General features: G+C 32.8%; 16 protein-coding genes, 1 pseudogene and 1 riboswitch. Of the genes and pseudogenes, 1 reads left to right on the plus strand and 16 read right to left on the minus strand.

What is annotated here, in order from left to right; all coding sequences use genetic code 11:
* Window positions 1-35 precede the first annotated feature (35 nt).
* The 6 genes from EQM05_RS09555 to EQM05_RS09580 all read right to left on the minus strand — a co-directional run bounded on the left by EQM05_RS09555 (window position 36) and on the right by EQM05_RS09580 (window position 8,701).
* Window positions 36-1,811 (minus strand): methyl-accepting chemotaxis protein, encoded by a 1,776-nt coding sequence (locus EQM05_RS09555; protein ID WP_128749831.1) that lies wholly within the window; start codon window positions 1,809-1,811, stop codon window positions 36-38.
* 264 nt (window positions 1,812-2,075) lie between these two features.
* A complete protein-coding gene (locus tag EQM05_RS09560; protein WP_128749832.1) occupies window positions 2,076-2,387 on the minus strand; it encodes a fructose PTS transporter subunit IIB in 312 nt (103 codons plus the stop codon).
* Window positions 2,388-2,409: 22 nt separating this feature from the next.
* The gene (locus EQM05_RS09565; RefSeq protein ID WP_128749833.1) at window positions 2,410-3,456 is read right to left on the minus strand and encodes a fructose-specific PTS transporter subunit EIIC; all 1,047 of its coding nucleotides are present in this window, start codon (window positions 3,454-3,456) and stop codon (window positions 2,410-2,412) included.
* 71 nt (window positions 3,457-3,527) lie between these two features.
* Entirely contained in the window at window positions 3,528-3,977 is a 450-nt protein-coding gene (locus EQM05_RS09570) for a PTS sugar transporter subunit IIA (protein ID WP_128749834.1), read from the minus strand.
* Entirely contained in the window at window positions 3,967-5,943 is a 1,977-nt protein-coding gene (locus EQM05_RS09575) for a BglG family transcription antiterminator (RefSeq protein ID WP_128749835.1), read from the minus strand. The genes EQM05_RS09570 and EQM05_RS09575 overlap by 11 nt, the downstream gene beginning before the upstream one ends.
* A 208-nt stretch (window positions 5,944-6,151) precedes the next feature.
* Entirely contained in the window at window positions 6,152-8,701 is a 2,550-nt protein-coding gene (locus EQM05_RS09580; protein ID WP_128749836.1) for a cation-translocating P-type ATPase, read from the minus strand.
* A 113-nt stretch (window positions 8,702-8,814) separates the two neighbouring features.
* Window positions 8,815-8,907, minus strand: a riboswitch (NiCo riboswitch).
* 189 nt (window positions 8,908-9,096) lie between these two features.
* Between EQM05_RS09580 and EQM05_RS09585 the strand changes: the two genes are divergently transcribed.
* On the plus strand, window positions 9,097-10,488 hold the full coding sequence (locus EQM05_RS09585) for an ISNCY family transposase (RefSeq protein ID WP_243108031.1): 1,392 nt from the start codon (window positions 9,097-9,099) through the stop codon (window positions 10,486-10,488).
* Window positions 10,489-10,626: 138 nt separating this feature from the next.
* Here EQM05_RS09585 and EQM05_RS09590 read toward each other — a convergent pair whose 3' ends face one another.
* From EQM05_RS09590 to EQM05_RS09625, 10 genes and pseudogenes are all read right to left on the minus strand, one after another.
* Window positions 10,627-11,160, minus strand: coding sequence for a Fic family protein (locus EQM05_RS09590; protein ID WP_128749837.1), 534 nt, complete (start codon window positions 11,158-11,160; stop codon window positions 10,627-10,629).
* 1 nt (window position 11,161) lies between these two features.
* A complete protein-coding gene (locus tag EQM05_RS15785) occupies window positions 11,162-11,335 on the minus strand; it encodes a hypothetical protein (protein ID WP_164917259.1) in 174 nt (57 codons plus the stop codon).
* A 337-nt stretch (window positions 11,336-11,672) separates the two neighbouring features.
* Window positions 11,673-12,956, minus strand: a complete 1,284-nt coding sequence (locus tag EQM05_RS09595) for an abortive infection system toxin AbiGii family protein (protein WP_128749838.1) — start codon at window positions 12,954-12,956, stop codon at window positions 11,673-11,675.
* Between the two features lie 4 nt (window positions 12,957-12,960).
* Window positions 12,961-13,143: a hypothetical protein gene (locus tag EQM05_RS09600; protein ID WP_128749839.1), complete on the minus strand. Its 183-nt coding sequence runs from the start codon at window positions 13,141-13,143 to the stop codon at window positions 12,961-12,963.
* 30 nt (window positions 13,144-13,173) lie between these two features.
* Window positions 13,174-13,251, minus strand: a pseudogene (locus EQM05_RS16185) (hypothetical protein); the annotation flags it as partial.
* 15 nt (window positions 13,252-13,266) lie between these two features.
* Window positions 13,267-13,410, minus strand: coding sequence for a glycerate kinase (locus EQM05_RS16190; RefSeq protein WP_243108033.1), 144 nt, complete (start codon window positions 13,408-13,410; stop codon window positions 13,267-13,269).
* Window positions 13,411-13,786: 376 nt separating this feature from the next.
* A complete protein-coding gene (locus EQM05_RS09610; protein ID WP_128749840.1) occupies window positions 13,787-14,548 on the minus strand; it encodes a CpsB/CapC family capsule biosynthesis tyrosine phosphatase in 762 nt (253 codons plus the stop codon).
* 57 nt (window positions 14,549-14,605) lie between these two features.
* Entirely contained in the window at window positions 14,606-15,814 is a 1,209-nt protein-coding gene (locus EQM05_RS09615) for a hypothetical protein (protein ID WP_243108034.1), read from the minus strand.
* On the minus strand, window positions 15,811-17,781 hold the full coding sequence (locus tag EQM05_RS09620; protein ID WP_128749841.1) for a flippase: 1,971 nt from the start codon (window positions 17,779-17,781) through the stop codon (window positions 15,811-15,813). The genes EQM05_RS09615 and EQM05_RS09620 overlap by 4 nt, the downstream gene beginning before the upstream one ends.
* On the minus strand, window positions 17,774-18,877 hold the full coding sequence (locus EQM05_RS09625; protein WP_128749842.1) for a GNAT family N-acetyltransferase: 1,104 nt from the start codon (window positions 18,875-18,877) through the stop codon (window positions 17,774-17,776). The genes EQM05_RS09620 and EQM05_RS09625 overlap by 8 nt, the downstream gene beginning before the upstream one ends.
* Window positions 18,878-18,879 lie beyond the last annotated feature (2 nt).

The following is an 18,879-nucleotide window of genomic DNA, read 5'->3' on the forward strand; positions in this document are numbered from 1 at the left end:
AAGCATTACATGCGGCTTATTAATTTGCATATATGTTACATTTTAAATTTGCTTAAAACCTGATTCAGCTTACTTACAATTTCCTTTAGTTTTTCTGAACTCTTTGATATATCCTCCATGGCACTTGTCTGCTCCTCAACTGATGCAGAAACCTGTTCAGTGGCTGCTGCAGATTCCTGTGATACTGCTGAAACAGATTGGATAACTTCAATTATATTTTCCTTATTTTTATCAACATTCTCCATATTTTTTATAAGGTCATCAATCTGATCTAAAGCTATGCCAATGGTAGCATCAATAGCCTCAAAAGCCTGCTTGGTATGATCAACGGCTTTATTCACGTCCTCATTTATTGCATTACCAGCAACTATACTTTCTTCAGCTTTATTTATTTCATTTTGTATATCTTCAATAACATCAGAAATCTTCTTAGTTGATTCAGAGGTTTGTTCTGAAAGCTTTCTTACTTCATCTGCAACTACTGCAAAGCCTTTCCCGGATTCTCCTGCCCTTGCAGCCTCAATTGCTGCATTTAATGCCAGCAGATTGGTTTGCTCTGCAATTGATACAACTACTTCAATTATCTGTCCTATGGAATTTGATTTTTCTAATAATAATTTAATACACTGAGATACCCTTGCATCAGCTGTATTTTCTTCTTCTAATGTATTGATTAAATGCTGCATGACTTCTATACCCTCAGTACTTACAAGTTTTACATCACTTGAATACTGTTTTACCAAATCCGAACTTTTTACAGCTACATTTATCTCTTCAGCAAGCTTATCCACTTCTTCTGCACCGTTTTGTGCTGCTGCAGCCTGATTTGTAGCACCTTTTGCTAAATCATCTACAGTTTTAGAAATTTCTCCAATGGATTTCATGGTCTCGCTTGTAGATGAATTTAATACCTGTGAGTTGTCCATTACTTCCTTTGCATTTTCTTTAATAGTATTTGCTATTGATCTTAATTCTTTTCTTAAATTAATTACAGATTTTGCTATGATTCCAGTTTCATCTTTATAATCTTCAATATACTTAAGCTTATTATCTTCAGCCAAATCAAGGTCTGATGTGGTATTTACAAGATCCGTTACGGATAATATAGGATTAGTAATTTTTTTACTTAAAATATAAGCAAAAATTGCTGCTACAAGAAGTGATCCCACAAGTAATGCTATGCTTATTTCTATGCTGTTTACTAAGCTGCTGTTGAAATCAGACTGCTTCTGAGCTATTACTTTATCAATATCATCAACGTAATTTCCTGTACCAATTACCCAGTCAAATGGTGCATACAGCCTGCTATATCCTCTTTTCAATGAAGGTTTGGTTTCCCCGGATTTTGGGAACCAGTATTCTGTATATCCTCCTTTTTCTTTTTCTCCGTTGCTGATTATTTCTTTCATGTAATATTTACCTTTTGTATCCTTAGCATTCATTCTATTAGTACCCTCAGTTTTGGATCCCAATAGCACAACATTTACGCCATCTACCGTATCTGCCCAGAAGTAACCATCCTGTCCAAACTTTATATCTCTTAATAAATCTGCGCCCTCTTTTTTAGCTTCATCAAGTGTAATCTGCTGTGCCAGATATTTTTTATTAATACTATCCAGCATTGCAATAGCAGTGTCTACCTGCGCTTTTATCTGCATGTCAAAATCATCATTTAAGGTTTGCTTTTCAATAGATAAAAGCTTATTATTTGTCTGAATATTTCTGTAAGCCATTGTTGCACTTATAATGGTCCCACATATAAGTGCAATTAGAACAGCTAATGAAATAATCTTTGTACTAATTTTTTTCATTAAAAAACCCCCTAAAATTATCAATAAATGCTTAAGTTTGTAGAAAATAAAGAATTATTAAATTTTTATAAACTTTTCAATTATTAATTGTTATTTTACAACAGGAAAATTGTGGTGTCAAACATGATTATTTGCAATTTAATCCAATTAAAAAAACAAACCTATATGATTTTTACATCATAAAGGTTTGTATTCGACGATTTTCGGGTGCTGCCTGGTTACATTCGACAATCTTCGGGTGCTGCCTGGTTACATTCGACAATATCAGCCTTCCAGCATTTTTAAAGCTTCCTCTACAATCGCAATAGGATTTTTTATAGCTTTCTGAGCTTCTGCCTTATAAATAGGTTTATTTTTAAATCGCTTCTCATCCTTTACTGCTACATCGGCTGCAAATATAACTAAATCAGCATTATCCACTTCCTTTTGAGATATTCTATTTTCAATACCTATTGATCCTTGGGTTTCTACCTTTATTTGATGTCCTAGCTTTTTAGCAGCCTTTTCTAAAGCTTCTGCAGCCATATAGGTATGTGCTATTCCAGTAGGGCATGCTGTAACTGCAACTATTTTCATATTAATCCTCCATAATATTTCTTTACATTCCTATGTTTTCATTATCCTCAATTTCCTGTGAAACAGGCTTTTTTAAAGCGTTAACCATAACTGTTGTTACGGAAATACCAATTAAAACAGCAATAATAAACATGATTTTATTATCTACCACAGGTAAAACTATCGGCCCCCCATGTGGAGCGTGGTCTGCCACCTTACCTATTGCAGCAACTGCTGCACCTGCAGCTGAGCCTACCATTATGGATGGTATAACCCTTAATGGATCAGCTGCAGCAAATGGTATTGCTCCTTCAGTTATTCCTATAAGTCCCATTGCCAGTGCACCTTTACCCGCTTCTTTTTCGGTTTCAGTATATTTTTTAGGTGCTAACAGAGTTGCTACTCCCATTCCAAGTGGTGGAATACATATTGCCACTGCAACTGGTCCCATAACAGTTGATATACCTTCTGCAATCATGGCAGATCCAAACATAAAAGCAACCTTATTAACCGGACCTCCCATATCAAAGGCAATCATTGCACCCATAATTAATGCAAGAATTACTGAACTTCCCTGGCTCATGCTTTTTAATCCATTAGTCATACTAATCATTAATGCACTTATTGGTGCTCCTAAAACATATATCATAAGTCCGCCTACAATTAATGAAGTTAATAATGGAATAACGAAAATAGGCATTATTGGTCTAAGATTTTTATTGACCTTCCATCCTTTTATCCATCTGGCAATATATCCAGCTAACAAACCTGCTATTATGCCTCCTAAAAAGCCTGCCTTAATGTTATTAGCCAAAACACCGCACACCATACCAGGTGCTATACCAGGTCTGTCTGCTATACCGTATGCTATAAATCCTGCTAATATTGGCACCATTAAAGAAAATGCAGCAGAGCCAATGTCCATCATATTTTTTAATACTGGAGCTGTAACCACAGCACCCTTACCTTCCTGTACTCCGCTTAGAGCTATAGAAAAAGCAATAAGGACACCACCTATAACTACGATAGGTATCATGTAAGAAACGCCTCTCATTAAATACTCACGAAGTCTTTTAAGCTCGTCTTTCAATTAATATACCCCCTTTATTTTTTTATTTAAAACCTTTTAAAAGCAATTTTTAAAGGATTTTGAATCTTTTTTCAGGCCTGTTCAATATGGCAGAGAAGGCTGTAAACCTCCTCTTCAGTGTGTGCATCCCTTAACAGTTTTACAAAACCTTCATCCATAAGTTTTCTTGAAAGCTGGGCAAGTATCTTTAAATGAAGATTTTCTGTGTTTTTCTCAGGCACCCCAAGAAGAAATATTAAATCAACTGATTCATTGTCTATAGAGTTCCAGTCTATTTTTTTATTAAGCTTTCCAAATGCCACGATTGCCTCATTAACCGTTTCAGATTTGCCGTGTGGAATAGCAATGCCGTTGCCTACGCCAGTGCTGAACTCATTTTCCCTCTTTAATACACACTTCAAAAAATCTTCTTCGGAATTAATTTTATTTTCATTTTTTATTAAGGTTATTAATTTATTTATTGCTTCCTTTTTGTCCTTTGCATCCATGTTTATTACTATAAGATTCTTATCAATCAACATCTATAAACTCCTCCATTATGTTATAAATTTCCTCACTGCTCTTTGCATTCTTTAAAAATACTCTGTTTTCGTCTATTTCTAAAAAATTATATAAGCCTCTCATCCACTTTTTTAATTTTCCTCTGTCCTCCATGCTGATGCAGAGAAGAAATACTGTATCAACATTTTCTCTGCCCCAATCCAGTTGATTTTCTAATATGTTTACTGCAAGACATGATTTTTTTACAAATTGGGGGTCTCCATGGGGCAGTGCAATTCCCCATGCTATCTCCGTTGAATAAATCTCTTCTCTTTTCAGCACACTGTCCACGAATCCTTTTTCAATGTAGTTTGAATTTAGCAGGTCCATGCACATATCCTTAATCAATTTTTCTTTGTTCTCTGCACAGCTTTTAATTTTAATAAAGTCTTTATTTATAAATTCATGAGTTGAATAATTATTTATATCATCTCTGTGTGATTTCTCCACAAAAAGCTCTATCCTCCTTATATCATTATGGTTCAGCAGAGGACTTATCATTAACACAGGTTTAATACATTCTACAGGAACAGTGGAAATTATTAAATCAATATCCTTAAGGTTCCTGTGTTTTAACTCAATAATTGAGATAACATCCACAATGTCTATCTGTTTAAAGCTTCTTTCAAGCCTTGCTGAAATAAACTGGGATGTACCAATGCCACTGGCACACACCACTAACGCCTTTAGAGGATTTTTGTTTCTCTCTACAGCAGCTGCCAAGTGAAGGCATATATATCCAATCTCATCCTCAGGCATTGTTAAGCCAAGGTATCTCTCAAATATAGTATTTGTCATCCATGCTGCTCCAAATATTTCAATATAATTTTCCTTTATTTCTTTAAGCATTGTATTACGGAGGGTAAGTCCATACTTTAATCTGTTTATTGTAGGCCTGAGGTGAAGTATCAATCCATTTAACAGCTGCATGTCATTGGTAAAATCTATATGAAGAGCTCTTCCGGATATATTAATTATCTCTTTTGCCATAATAACTGCTAATTTATTTTCACTTTGATTGTCAAAATTAATGGACAATTTATCATTTTTCCCTTCCAGAAGCTTAGTACCAAGGATGTGAAGTAAAATATATCCTATTTCTGATTCAGGTATTTCAACATCAAATGATTTTTCTATATCAAGTGCAATCTGCACAGCTATTTCGTACTCCTTATTTTCTTTTAGGCTTTTAAGCATTTCATCAGAAAGCTTAATATCCTTTTTCTCCTTTAATCTTTTCACAGCTATTGCAATATGTATAACCAAACTCACATATGCCTCATCTGAAAATTTAAATTTCAATTTAGCCTCTGCATCAGCTACTATTTTCTCAATAACTTTATAATCAATGTTAATGAGCTCTTTTAACTTGCATATTGATTTATAATCAATTTTCCCCTGGTAATCATCGTAAATTATCTCCTTCAGCCCGTCATAGCCCCTATTGCTTTCCAGCAGGCTGGCAATGGCTTTTCTCCAGTCCTCTTCATTCCCATTTATTTTCATTCCATAATTAGTCTTTTTTACGAGAGTAAGGTTAAACTCTGACAACCAGTGTTCTACTTTTTTTAAATCCTTTTGAAGTGTTACCCGGCTAATATATAAGCTTTTATAAAGTTCCCTCATGGTAACTGATGTCTTGCTCATAAATAAGACCTTTAAAATATAATTAAATCTGTCCTCAGGAGAATATGGCTCTATGTCATTTACATTAATTTTTATGCTATTCATGAGCTCCAGTTTTTTCTCCTCGCTGCCTTCAATAGCTATTCCAACTCCAGGCTTTTTATTGAACTTTAAATCTGCATCATTGACGATTTTTTCAATCTTAGAAAAGTCATTTCGGATAGTTTTATTAGACACCTTTAATTTTTCTGCAATAAAATCTGCTGATATAAAATTATTACTATTTAGCAAAATCTCCAGTGTCTTTGAAATTCTATCCACTAAATATCACCTCTTACATATCTTAACTTTTATGTATTTATTATAACGTTTTCATCCTTATGTATCAATACTTTCAGCGCCCCATTTACTTCCTTAATAATGTGGTAAAACTTGATTAATTCAATAATAAAAAAAGAGCAGTAACTAGATTATTTAATTTAAAATCTAATTACTGCTCTTCAACAAATGTTGCAGTCTTGCTATCTGATTACATTCGACGATTATCGGGTGCTGCCTGGTTACATTCGACAACTTTCACTATCTCATACCAAAATACTGACACAGCTGCAATTAATACTACTGTGATAAACTGTGAAAAAGACAGCGGTGCAAGTTTTAAAATACTGCTTAAAGGTGTATACAGCATTAATAATAATCCACCTACCGTTCCAATACCTGCAGCCCACATTACATTGTCTTTATAAAGCCTATGAATAGACTTAAAAGCATATTCGCGGCTTGAACTGTTTACCTGAACTAAAAATAAATTAGCAATAATAATTATGGAAAGTCCCATGGTTCTAGCTAAAGCTGCATTTTCGGGGTTCTTAAGCAAAAATGTATAGTAAGTTCCAAAAGATGCTGCAAATATTATGACTCCCTGAACAATGCTCTTAATAAGGATTGAAGAAGTAAGGATTTCCTCATGAGGATTCCTTGGACTACGTTCCATAATATCAATTTCCGCAGGCTGACGTTCAAGTACTATGGAGCATGTTGGATCAATAATGAGCTCCAGCAGTACCACATGTATAGGCAGAAGCAGCAGACTTGCAGGGTTGATTTTTAAAAATGGAGCAAGAAGAGATGCAAATGCAATGGGTATATGAATTACAAAAACATAACCTACTGCTTTTCTTATATTATCATATATTCTTCTTCCATCCTTAATGGTATCAACAATAGTTGAAAAGTTATCATCCATTAATATTAAATCAGCTGCTTCTCTTGATACCTCTGAACCCCTTTTACCCATAGCAATTCCAATATCAGCATATTTCAATGCAGGAGCATCATTTACTCCATCTCCTGTCATGGCAACAACTTCTCCATTTTCTCTGAAGGCCTTTACAATACGCATTTTATGCTCTGGTACCACACGGGAAAAAATGCTTATATATTTTACCTTTTCACGAAGTTCTTCATCATTCATGTTATTAATCTCATCACCTGTAATGATTTTATCGCTATTTGGCATTCCAATCTGCTTTGCTATTGAGCTTGCAGTTATTCCATTATCGCCTGTTATCATTACTACTCTCACACCAGCTTTTGTACAGCTTATTATATCCTGCTTTACAGATGGCCTTGGAGGATCAGCAAGGCCTATAAGCCCGCTTAGTGTTAAGCTGCAGTCTGTAATCTTATCAGGTATCTGAGTTTCAGAGTCAAGCTTCATGATTCCTACAGCAATTACTCTTAACCCCTGCATGGACATTTCTTTTATTTTATCTTCAGCTGTTTTAGCTTCATCCTTTGTTAAATTGCATATTGATAAGATTCGCTCAGGAGAACCCTTTGCTGCTATAATAATTTCTCCATCGTGTCTCCACACATGTCCCATGGCCTTAAGCTCATTGGTAAAAGGATATTCTGTAAGCAAATCCCCTCCAAATATATGATCTTTTGAAATCCCCAGCTTCTCACAGTGCACAAGCATTGCCTTTTCCATTGGATCATAAGCTTCAGTTTCACAGGCAAGGCCCATAATTTCACAAAGGGAATTAGTATCACCATCTGCTGCCCAGGTACTTTGAACAGTCATCTGATTCATGGTAATTGTACCGGTTTTATCAACACATAGTACAGAAACTGCTCCTGAAGTCTCCACTGCAGGAAGTTTTCTTATAAGAGAATTTTTTTTGGCCAGTCTCCATGCTCCCATTGAAAGAAATACAGTTAATATAACCGGGAATTCCTCTGGTATCATAGCCATGGCAAGTGTAATACCTGATAATATACTTTCAATGACTCTGTCCTTAAGTGCATGATCAGGTATATTAAAATAGGTAATAATACTTACTAATACAAATAATGCCCCTGCAATAATAGCACAGGTTTTTACAAGTTTACCTGTCTGCTTTTGCAAAGGAGTAAGTTTTTCCAGAGCAGATGCAATATTAGCAGCTATTTTTCCATATTCAGTTGAGCCCCCGATTTTGTCAACTTTAACTACTGCAGTACCCTGAATAACCAGAGTACCTGCATAACATCGGTGCTTTTTCCAATAGTCTTTGTTATCTTTTTCAGATTCATAAATTGACTGTTTCCAGATTCCTTCAGACTCACCAGTCAGCGTAGATTCATCAATGCACAAATCGCTGAATTTAATTATATCTCCATCTGCCGGAATTTTTATTCCTTCAGCAATCATCATTAAATCTCCTGGTACAAGATCAGTGCTTGCAATCTGCTGTTCTTTTCCTTCTCTGATTACAGTAATGTGCGGCGCTGACAGATCCTTTAAAGCATTTAAAGTTTTATCTGTTTTCCATTCCTGAATCACATCTATGCTTATGATACCAACCACAAAAATAAGCATAATTATTCCGTCCCGTGGTTCACCAAGTATAAAGTAAATAACTGCTGCTGCAAGTAATAAAAGAAACATTGGCTCTTTGATAATATTAAAGACCTTTTTAATGAAACTTTGTTTTTTTTCAGATGTAATTTGATTTTTTCCGAATTTCTGCTGTAACTTTTGGGCCTGTTCATTTGTAAGCCCCTGAAATAAAGATGTGCTTTCACGTTCTGTCATAATAGTTACCTCCTAATTTAATAATTAAAGAATTAATAAGATAGCTCTATGGCATTGCAAATTTCTAAGTATATGTTCCTAAAATTGTATAAAAAAACACCTGCGGAACATACTACTGTCCCACAGATGTGAATAATTCAATCTGTTGCTGTTTCAGCCCAGCCCCACGAACCCGTTGGATTCATCGCCTGCTCAGTTTGTACTGTAGATTTGTATGCAGTGCAAAGAGATATTTACATTATAATATATGTAATATTTAAAAACAAGTGTATAAAATTATATTTTTTATCAAATATGATTGATTTATGATAATGTCTTAATATACCACATATGATTATGTCCCAAATGCAAAAAATATAGTATAATGATACCTCAAGAGAATTGAGGTGGACATAATGAGAAAGGTAAATTTAACTATGAAAGAAAATGATAAATATACAACTATAAAGAAATTGGTCGAAACAAATGGAAACAAGAAGAGGGCATCCCTTTATCTAAGCTGCTCTATTAGACATATTAATAGAATGATCAAAGGATATCAGGAACAGGGAAAGGCTTATTTTATTCATGGTAATCATGGGAGAAAACCAGTCCATACACTTGATGATGAGACAAGACAATTAATTATTGACCTTTATCGTACCAAATACTCTGATGCTAATCTCACCCACTATTCTGAGTTATTAGAGAAGCATGAGCATATCAAAGTATCCATTAGCACCATCCGTTCAATCCTTATGCAGGAATTCATCCTGTCTCCTAAGGCTAAGCGTGCTACAAGGAAAAAGGTTAAAGCTCAATTAGAGGAATTGAAGAATGTAGCCAAATCTCCAAAAGAGGTTTCTAACATTCAGAATGCAATTATTGCAGCTGAAGATGCACACCCGAGGCGCCCTAGATGTGCTTACATAGGTGAGATGCTCCAGATGGATGCTTCACAGCATCTTTGGTTCGGTAAGAATAAAACCCAATTACACATTGCTGTAGATGATGCTACAGGTGCTATTATGGGAGCTTATTTTGACTCACAAGAGACCCTAAACGGGTATTACCATGTGTTACACCAGGTACTCACGGAACACGGTATCCCTTATATGTTATTTACAGATAGACGTACTGTATTTGAATACAAAAAGAAAAAGTCCCCTTCAGTTGAAGAGGATACTTTCACTCAGTTTAGCTATGCCTGTAAACAGTTAGGCATAGGAATTAAGACAAGCAGTGTTGCCCAAGCTAAAGGGCGCGTAGAAAGAATGTTTCAGACGTTACAATCACGCCTCCCTTTAGAAATGAGGCTAGCTTGTATCAGCACAATTGAGCAAGCAAATGAATTCTTAAACTCATACATAAAAGAATTCAATGCCCAGTTTGCTTTACCAGTTGATAATATCAAATCTGTCTTTGAAAAACAACTAGATATTGAAAAAATAAATTTAACACTTGCCGTATTAACCAGTAGGAAGGTTGATAACGGAAGCTGCATCAAATTCAAGAAAAGTTATTACCTCCCTATGGATTGTAATGGATATGCTGTACATTACCGAAAAGGTACTTCAGGTATGGTAATTCAAGCCTTTGATGGTGGAATGTTCTTTTGTGTTGATGAAAAGGTATATGCTCTAGATCTATTACCAGAACATGAACTTACATCAAAAAGCTTTGACCTTGCAGCTCCTGCGGGGCAACCAAAAAAACGTTATATTCCTCCAATGAGTCATCCTTGGAAACAAGCTTCTTTTGAACGTTATCTTAAAAAGCAGAAACATAGGCAGGAAAATATAGCATAAAAGTAAATGCCATAATATTACTATTCCTCCTTTTAAGTATAAAACTCAGAAGGCTTATTAAGCATACCCAAAATCCAGGAAAGCCTCATTATTTATTTTAGAAGTAAAACCTAACTAAAAAGCACCAGAAAACTGGTGCTAATGTTTTAAATATTTTGGGACATTTTCAAAAATGCTTGACATATAGTATCCAGCAGTTTGCGCTAAATATTCAATAAATACCCTTTGTGCTCTGCCATTTCCCTCTCTAAACGGATGCGAAGCGTTCAATTCCCCCAAATAAAATGCTAATCTAATTATTATTTTATCTTTAGTTAACCCCATTAGATAATTTTCTTTTTGCAATTTTAAAAAAATCTCACCAGCTGCTTCCTTGATAAAAATATAATTACAGAATTGATTCCCTTTAGAAATATTAACTGTCCTGGTTTTTCCTGCCCAAGTATAGATCTCTTTGAAAATGTGTTTATGAATATTCAATAAATGCTGAAAATCTAAATTTCCTTTTATAGGATGCATTTTCATTTCTAAAATTCTAATGGCAGTAATCTGGCGTTCTGCTTCTTCCAGTAAATCACTGTCTTTGATATTTAGTTTATTTTTTAGTATAAAGCAATTGGGATAACAATAATTGTTATCCCATTCATATTCATAATAATCGTTACCTACCATACTATAAACCTTTTTTTTGTGTATATTTTGATATCAAGTCATTAACAATGTCTTTAGATGATCTTTCTCCTGAAGCACAACGAAATAGTAAGTCAATTTCATGTTTTTTTAATTTCAAGCCTTCAATGGCCATAGTCCCTTCGACTTCTCTTACAAATTGAATTGAGCTTCTCATTCAATCATCCCTTCATATTTGATCTTTATTGTATTATACCATAAATTACGGTCTTTTACACCTGGTTTTAAATATAATTTTTATGTTTTTATTTCGAAATTACCAACATAATTTGAGTGCTTCCTGGTAGCATCCGACGTGCTAGACATGCTCGAACTTGCTATAAGTTAACTTATCTAGATTTTTAAATATTATTATATCAAAAACTTAACTTTACTGCATCGAAATTCTAACTTAGCTTAACTTAGTAAAATGCACACCCACCGAATCTTTTAAACTTCAGTAATTTTTTCTATGGCTATAGCCAAGTTTATTATTCTTTTCTCTAGTTCTTATTCTATTCTGATTTTTCAAAGTCAAATTTCTCTATATATTGATTATCTCCTTTAGAGACAAAAGTCACTTTAATAGTATCGCCATCTTCTAAGACAGAAACCTTTTTTTTAATTTTATCTAAATCCTTCATCTGCGCGTCTTTGAATGTTTTTATTATTTTGGGAATCAGAAATTCTTTTTTGAATATTAGAACTTTTACAGGTACAACAATACTTAAATCAAATGGTTTATCCTTTAAATTTTTGATATTTTCGGTAGACTTTTCTGATATTACGAAATCAGAAGTAATATCTTGCCAGGTTCCTTTTACCTCACCATATTTTAAAGCTTCTCCTAAATAATACACAGCTTCTAAATCATCTTTTTCGATTTGTCTAGGAATTTCAATGGTTGTATTGTAGTGCTCCTCAATAAGTATAGTATATTCTATAAAAGTAATTTCATTATCAATATTACCAAAGTGACTATCGCAATCAAAATTATCTAAAATCCCTTCAGCTAAAACATCATCGAATTCCAATGAAGTTATTGAAAATTTGCTCTTACTTAATGAACCTTTAGTAAATCTTAAGTACTTTAAAAGAGATTTTTTAGTTACTTTTATATCTTTGTTTAGCTTCATGCTCATAATTATTTCTTTATTTGTGAGGTCAAAGACAAAATTGAACCCAATATCAATTCCCTGTTCTTTATTTGATAAAAACACTTTATTTTTTTCAATCCGGGTAATTCTTAAAAGGATATAGTCATAACTTATTTCGCTTCCTTCAATTACTATTTTATATGGTCTTGCTTCTGGAAATTCTTTAGGCTTAATCTTCCACTCTGTAGTTTTAGACAATAAAAGCTCTATTTCGCCCTGATATGGATCAACTTCATCGCAAATCATTTTCATTAATTCTATTTTATTAATTTCAATTTCAGTTTGAGTCTTATAAGAATAATCAAGCAAATCCTTGATATTCTTAAATCCTTTATACTTATTCGCAAAACTAAATTTACCCTTTATCATGGGTGGATATTTCTCAATTGCTTCTTTGGTTAAAGGTTTACTATAAGGTACTAAATCATCTCCGATTCTTTTTATTGCAAGTGAATAATATGGATAATTCGGGTGAACAACTCCAAGCGCTTTTTCTTGCATTTTCATTACTTCCATTGCTCCATGGACATCACCTGCCATTAAACACTTTATTAATTCATCATAGGTTGTATTTTTTATCACAACACTATTTTGAATCATATCACCTTCTACATGTTTTCCCACTTGTTTATTATTTCCCATAGTTTTACCCCTTTTTCACTTTAGAGTTTTGAATCATATCTCCTCTTACATTCTTCCCTTTTTGAATATTTGTAACTTTCTTACCCGTGAAGAAACCCACAACTATGGAAGCTACTACACTAATTATGAAAGCACCCAAAGTTGTTGACGGATCCACAATAGTAATAAATTGATCAAGTATATTCATAGTAGGCCTCCTTACATTAACCGAATTAACTTAAGCCTTTGCTAAATGCTTAGCCCCATTATGTATGGCGTCCAAAATCATTTCCCCTACTCCAAAGGTTGTTGTATATAATGGGTTCCTATCTCACATTCTAACTAATTGCAGCCCGCAAGCCGATGCTGTTTCAATTACTACTGTATTTTCTTTAATTATCAGTCCATACCTGGCTTCAAAGGCATTTAAGCTTTTCTTAAATGAATCTGGTGCTATTATAAACTTAGTTTTCATCTTAAAAGGATGGGCGCAGAACTTATCACACCTAATAAGGTTACCCTGCGCCCATCCCTTCTTAAAAAATAAATTATGATAAGAGGCACTGCCAGCCGTAATTTATGACTACAAAATCGAGGGGTGGAATTTACTCTTGCAAAAAGTTAGTTTTATTTCACCCATAGGTTCATGCGCCCAAAATGGTGCTGGTTTTTGCCTCTCTCAATTATATTATACACGTTATATGGTTAAAAATCATCAGTGTTAAACCTGTTTTAAATTTGTCAAATACCGTTTTTTCAACGATTTAGAATTAGTGGATGAAAATTCTAAATAACCTTCAAATTTTATTAAAGGAAGGGAAGCAGGCCTTCCAACTTTCTCCAAGTCACAGTTACCATACCCAGAAAATCTTTCTCTTTTCTTTTATCTTTTCGCCGCTAAAGTAAAGACTCCCATTATTTAAAAAAGCTTTATAGTTGTTTAGTATGATTTCATAGCTGGCATTATTTTTCTGATTAACTATATTCAGTGCTTCAGAAATTTTAGGGACTCTTCTGTTATTGCTGTGAGCATCAGAGGCTACAAAGGAACAAATTCCATGCTGTATTAATATTTCTGCAGTTTTTTCTACTTTTTTCCCGAATAGTCCAGTAATACTTCCGCTGTTAATTTGAAAATGATACTGTTCTTCTACAAATTTATTTATAAATAGTGGATTTTCAACAATATATATATACCTTTCAGGATGAGCAATAATAGGCTCTATTCCAATAATCCTCAACTCATAAAGTATGTCCATTATACTTTCATCAAATTCAGCCATATTAAATTCCACCAGCATATATTTACTTTCATTTAAAGACCCTATAATACCTTGTTTTAAATAGTCCAAAGTGTAATTATCTATAAAAATCTCCTGTCCCGGCAGTATTTTTATATTAAGTTCATGTTCTTTAGCAAGTTTATTTAGATATTCTACATAGCCTTCAATGTACTCATAATTTTTTTCATAGCAGCCTGTACAATAATGAGGTGTTGCTATAATATTGTCTATTCCATCATCTGCTGCTATTTTTATCATCTCCATAGACATATCGATATTCTTTGAGCCATCATCTATATTTGGTATTATATGGCTGTGTATATCAAGCATTGTAATTCTCCAACCTCCGTCCAAACCAATTGATAATCATAGATTGTCTTACTATTTTTATAATTTAACAACTTTATATAAACCTTCCTCTACATTAATATTGAATACTCCATTATTACCTTCTATTATGCCGTTGTCCGGCTGTAATATGATTACATTTTTCATGTGCAGATTAATACTTATTATCTTGTTTTTTATTTCTTTTGTACCAGTATAATTTACTTTAAATTGATTTTCACTAATTTCCTCAATGTGCACATTATTTCTTAAAATATAGTACTCTGCCAGCTCAGTTGCCGTGCAGTACCACATATTTTTATCTTTTAAATAATTAAATATACACTTTAGACTGTCAGCATCATCAAATATATTTGGTGTCTGCCTTCTTCCATCATCTCTTGCAGGAGAGATGTGCTCCTGAATGCTTATAATAAGATTATTCTTTATAAGAAAATCTATTTCTTTGAGCTTTTTATTTATAAGATAGTGCTTTAAAATAATTTTAATATTGCCCTGTAGTGTTTTTTTATCAGCATTAAAAATACCTGTCAGCAGTGCTCCATTTAAAGTGGTTGGTATGTCCACCACATTATTTATGCCAAAAGTTTTAATATCAAAATTTGTAATAGGGTTAAAATCACTGCCTGCAATGCTGCAGTTTTTTTGTTCAGTTAAGGCTCTGTTATAAAATCTGCACCACCACATAAATGATGTTTTATCTATGCTTTCATCTGAAAAATCATTTGATTCATAGCCGCAGTATTTCCCCCCATTTGGATAGCAGCCAAATACATCTTTATAGATTTCCTTTCCCTTATTTATGGTTTCCACTGCCTCATTAATGTCTTTATAAAGCTGCCATTCCTGTTTAAAATCATTTCTTGTTTCACCAGGTTTTCCATGGGTTGTACCGTGATATGCAATTTCAAATTTTCCACTATCATTAATGGATTTAAAAAAAGCCTTTGTTTCACCGTCACAGTTTAGCATTTTGCTAATGGATTTAATTTCAGGTGACTGCACCATTCCAGCCCTGATACCCATGGGAACAAAAAAAGTTGTTTTAACATAGGTGAAATCCTTTAAAATGACTTCATTTAAAAATCTGAAGGAGGAATTTTCACCATTTTTCCCATAGCCCCAGTCCTCCTCCAGATCTATTTTACCATTGCCATTAACATCCACCCATACATTTGCCAGATCATCAATTAATAAAAGCACTGGACTCACAGAGTTGTTATACCATTTACATATATGAATATTCATTTACTTATAGCCCTTTCATAAGTCCTTTTTATTTTTCCAAGCTTAAGACAGCTGTATATTTTTACCCTTTTAAATGAGAATTTCATATAGGATTTCTGTGAAATTATATTATGAGGATATATACCCACATAGGCATACTTTCTGCCTAAATTGCTTGACCTTTGCAGCCTTCGGAATATGGAATATTCATGAACGCCTTTTCCTCTGTGCTTTTTAAAGGTATAATCATCAAAGAAATAAACAGAATCCTGTGGAACACTTATAACTGCACCTGTAATTGATTCAGTAACATCACTGTATGCCATATTAAAGTATCCCATTATTTCTTCATCTTTATAAACTATGAACACGCTTTCATTATTACTGCTTAGTCTTTCCTTAAGAATTTCATATTTGTTTTCATCTATTTCATCTGAATAGCTTTTCATCATTTTATTTAATCTTTCTAAATTTAATTTTCCAAAGCTTAAGCCATGACTTCGATATATATATTCATCCAGTATATCAGCTTTATAAATATATACCTTAAAGTAAAATCTTCTTATAATTTTCAATATAATATCATAGGAAAACAGTTTGAATTTAATACAAAGCGCAATATATGATATACATATAATTATATTTAGTAAAAACTCTATTGCTAAATTATTCACATTAAGCTTAAATATCATATAAATAAAATACAGTACTAAAAATATAAAGCCATATTTATATGGATCAAAAAAGCTTATTTTAAGGTCATAATATTTTTTTCCAATACGGTAATATAGAATATCTGAAATAAAATATGCTATACATGTTGCTGCTGCAGCGCCATAAATACCAAACTTGGGAATCAGCATGAAATTAAATATTACATTAAATACTGCAGATATTGTAATAATAAATGAGTTCATAAACATTTTATTTTCTATAAGAAGCCCTAATATATAAAATTCTGACAGTCCGCATAGATAGTAGGAAAATGCAATGAGAGCAACAACTTTATAGGACTCACTGTATTCCTTTGTGGACAATAATTTTATTGCTGTATCTGCAAAAACTGATAAACCCAGCACCATAAACCAGCCTATGAAGTTGAAATGATTATATATTTTTTTAATTCTTGACTTAGCATCAGATTCCTTATAGGTTGAAAATTTAAAAGGTGTAAAGGAGGATGCAAATGGAGTCAAAAGAAGAGGCTGTATTATCATTCCTATTTTGTATCCCATGGAGTATACTGCCACAGCTGTCAGGTTAAGCATTCCTTTTATGAAATATCTGTCGATAAGTGTCAAAACCCAGGATGAAATCTGGCCAGGAATAAGTCCGATGCCAAAATGAAGCATTTTTTTTAGCTGATTTTTTGATAAAATAAACTTATAATTGTGTATATCCATGATGAATAATACAATAAAATCTATAGAAAAAGAAATAAGCTGTGCCCTGTACACTCCCAAAATACCATAGTGATCCATTACCAGATAATAATAAGTAAAGCAAAGTGTTAATATTATTTGAGATAAATTAATTATGCATACCTTTTTTGCCTTAAAAAGCATTGAGTAATAGCTTGTATAAATTGTTATGAGACATGAAATTATAGAGTTTATAATTACATATTTAACATAAATTACGCCTAAATTGTCTCCCCTAAAAGCCAGGTCTGCAATGGGTTTATTTAATAAATATGCAAATACGAAGCAGCATAAAGCTCCCCACATCATGGAAAAATTCAGGGCAGTATTTTTTAATTTATTTTTATCTTCAACTTCATTAAAAAATCTGCTAAGTCCCGAGAATATGCCTAAAGTTATAAATATAGTTAAAAAGCTCTGTAGAGAGCTCACCAGATTAAACTGTCCAAACTCTGCAGATGTCATATTTCTTGTATATATCGGTATGAGTATTAAATTTATGATTTGTGTTAATATAGATGACACCAAATAAATAAAGGAGTTTGATATAAACTTTTTGTTATCCATTTTTTCTCCTAAAATACCTTTTTTTTAGTTTATACAGCTTTTTTAGAATCCTGCCTTTTAAAGTTTTCACATTCCACATATCCAGTTCATAATCCAGCATAAAATCATCAGCCCATTCAAACTTCCAGAAATATCTGCCTGCGCCAAAGTCAAAAATGTCTGCCATATTGTTTTCAAAAAGATATTCAGCTATTTTTAAGTTTATTATTTTCCCCAGGTTATATTTTTCATATGAAGGATCATAAGCCGTATTCCACATATGGAGAATCCTTTTGTATAAATAACATGTTTCATATATTAATATATTTCCATTTTTATCTTCAATTACAAAAGTTATTACATTAGAATTGTGATTAAAAATATTTTTTACGAATTCAGAGTGAAATTCATCTTCATATAAGCTGGATCTTCCCTTTCTGCCTTTTGCTTCAATTAAATAATTCTGCTCATTTATATGAAGCTTTGATATTCTATCATATACATCCTCATTTTCATTACAAATAACTCTAAAGCTGTAATCTACTTTTCTCTGCAGTTTATTTGAATACTGCTTTGCATTGGAACTTGCAAATTCTTTTTTATAGTCCTGAAATGATTTAAACCTGTTAAACCTTAAAATGGGACATTCAATTAAATATTTGAAATCCATATTGTGTTTTTTATTTTTTAGCATATAGGCAGACAGCTTTGAATCAGCTTTTATATGTGTTAATTTAATTCTTTCAAATTGTCTGCTCTCACTTTCTACAAAATTAAATATTTTTTTAATAATGGTATCTGATTTTATTTCACAGTTTCTGTCTAATAATATTCCAAGATAATCTCCTGTTCCTAAGAATTCAAGGAGTTTATATGAAAACAGCTTTTCATTTACCTTTTTTATAACAAATGGTGCTATGGCTATAACTTGACCATTTTCCTTAACTGCCACTATAAACAGCTGCCTTATATTTTCATTTTTATATACATTCCACCATATCCAGTTGTATTCAAAAGTGCTGTAATAGGTTACATCCTTATCCATCTGCTGAAGTCTTTCCCATGGTTCCTTAAGTTTATAAAATTCTTCAGTGGTTGTTATTAATTTTATATCCATTT

The organism is Clostridium sp. JN-9 (assembly GCF_004103695.1).
In the GTDB taxonomy this organism is placed as follows: domain Bacteria; phylum Bacillota; class Clostridia; order Clostridiales; family Clostridiaceae; genus JN-9.